The sequence below is a fragment of the Nostoc flagelliforme FACHB-838 genome, assembly GCF_014698065.1.
GTDB classification, from domain to species: Bacteria; Cyanobacteriota; Cyanobacteriia; order Cyanobacteriales; family Nostocaceae; genus Nostoc; species Nostoc flagelliforme_B.
This window is the reverse complement of sequence record NZ_JACJSI010000657.1, coordinates 1-2,151: the sequence shown is the minus strand read 5'-3', so window position 1 is coordinate 2,151 and position 2,151 is coordinate 1. Positions and strand designations below refer to the sequence as shown.

At 45.5% G+C, this 2,151-nt stretch carries 3 protein-coding genes; all 3 read right to left on the bottom strand.

The genetic code is table 11. The features are described 5' to 3' along the window. Positions 1 to 255 precede the first annotated feature (255 nt). Positions 256 to 423 carry a hypothetical protein gene (locus tag H6G97_RS52085; RefSeq protein WP_242056194.1) on the bottom strand — a complete coding sequence of 56 codons (168 nt, stop codon included), beginning with the start codon at positions 421 to 423 and terminating at the stop codon, positions 256 to 258. Next, positions 420 to 962, bottom strand: a complete 543-nt coding sequence (locus tag H6G97_RS50305) for a hypothetical protein (protein ID WP_242056193.1) — start codon at positions 960 to 962, stop codon at positions 420 to 422. Before H6G97_RS50305 ends, H6G97_RS52085 begins: the two co-directional genes overlap by 4 nt. 100 nt (positions 963 to 1,062) lie before the next feature. Further along, on the bottom strand, positions 1,063 to 2,151 hold a 1,089-nt coding region (locus H6G97_RS50300), incomplete at its 5' end, for a ShlB/FhaC/HecB family hemolysin secretion/activation protein (protein WP_190947682.1).

Below are 2,151 nucleotides of genomic sequence, written 5' to 3'. Positions count from 1 at the left end.
GTCAGTATTTTGTATCTCAGGAGACACCAATGAAAAATCCCTCAGATGCACGACACTTAATTTCCATTCTTCGGAACAATGCCTAATTTACATGACTTTGAGCCTTAACTGAACCGTATTGGACTATATATATTGATCTAACGTGATCGTTTTGGGGCTTAAAAAATAATCAAACGCGAAAGGAAAGATTTTTTTGTTGGTTTTTAACTTTCTGACGTTCGGGCCACAGAGCGTGCATCCCAGCGCAAACCGCATTTATAGCCTACAGCTTCCCCTACCCTTAGACCGTGGCGGAACATCATCAGCAGAGCGTGTATAATCACGGTGAGAATAACGAGCTTTGCGATCAAGTGCGGCATCGAGTATAGATCGCACCTCGCTTGGTGTAAAATATTCTCTCTTGTTTACTAGCTGTATCGTCACTTCTGCTGCTTCCAAACAAGGTTGTACTCTCTCTCAACAGCCGCCAGCAGCTTTGCGTGCAACGAAGATAAATAAGGTTTAGCTTGTTGCCCCAACCCCTGCAACAGCCAATCCACAGAAGAGTCACGGCTAGCCAGTTGATTTAACTGGCGCAACCGTATACATAACTGTTGCATAAATCTACAATCTTCATCAAGCAGTTCCAGTGATTTCAGGTGTTCGATTTTTACGGTGTAATCCCCGTCCCAGGTCTGGAGTGTACAACTGTATTCTCCAACATGGCTGACTACGCCCCAATAACCCGCTTTACCTCTCAAGTCTGGGTTATCCTTTGGCAAGAGAATGCATATTTCCCCAACGTGGTGAGGATTGGGTACTTTTGTCCTTTCGCGTATCCTATCCACAACATCTTTCACGATCCGACCGGATGGAATCTTATTCCCAGCTTGCTCTACTGCCTGCTGCAATACATCCGCTTGCACAGCAGGTTCCAACTCTGCTTTCGCCAAAAAACGCAATTGTCGTTCGTTGGTCGGCATTGGAATTTGCTGACCAATGGTCGGCAAAAACTTTTGAAGGTTCTCATAAACCACAGTAGCCGAAATCTTTAAGTACGCCGCGTCACGACTATAATTAAGTTCAAAACGCATTGTACTGAATAGAAAACAAAATCCCATTCTCCTGCCAAGTTCTTCCGTCTGAATCTCCCGACACCAACGGAATCCCCCAGTCAACACGTGCATTAAAGTCACCCCCGCGCCACTGCAATCCCAACCCCACAGAAGCCAACATATTTGAGTCGGGATTTTCTGTACCTGCATTCCACCCAAATCCGAAGTCTGCAAAGGGGATAATTTGCAAAGTACCACCAGATATGAGAATCGGCACTTGCACTTCAGCCGAAGCAAACACACCATTATCAACTAATAAAAAATCTTGGCGATATCCTCGTACACTATCCACACCACCCGTGCCAAACTGTTCTAGCGGCAAAAGTGTAGTAGTAGCTAGTTGCGTATTCAGACGCAGTAACATCAGAGTATCTGGAGCCAACAGTCGTAACCATTGGGCTTGCCCTAGCCAACTGAAAAAACGACTATCCGCTCTATCTGAATTTATCGTCGCGTTGAATGCATCAAGTCCCACGCTGAACTGCGATCGCACTGCAAATACTTCACAGTTATTGCGAGACACCCATTCTTGAAAAAATCGCAATGCTGATACCCTCGTGTTCCCTTTGTCATCTGCACCATCAGAAAGGAACGGAATTCGCCCAAATTCAAAATCTACATACGAAGCCTCGCTTTCTTTTCTGGAAACAGTTATGCCAAGCGCAAATTCCTGGTTGGGAGTTCGGACTATTGGCTGCCGATACGTCAGTTCGTACTGCCGAGATTCTGCTTGAATATCCAGGATGTCGAAAGGTTCTTCGACAACATTAGCTGCTGAAGTCCCGTAGGTAAAAGAAATTGTCCCATCTCTGGGATTGATGGGTATTGTGTAACTAGCATCAAACGAGTTACTACCATCAGTGTTGGTATAGCCCACACTTAAACCATCTCCTACTCCCAGTAAGTTTGCTTCAGTTACTTGCAGCCGACGACGAAAGCTACCTACAGATGGCGTTCGTCCGTTATCAAGTATGATTTGAGTGTTAAATGTGTCTGCTTCTTCTATGTTCACTGTCAAGACAGCTGTGTTGAGCTTCTCCCCAGGTGACAACTCAGC

Coding starts and splice junctions, on each gene's coding strand:
- H6G97_RS50305 (WP_242056193.1), bottom strand. CDS start 962: ATGCCGACCAACGAACGACAATTGCGTTTTTTGGCGAAAGCAGAGTTG.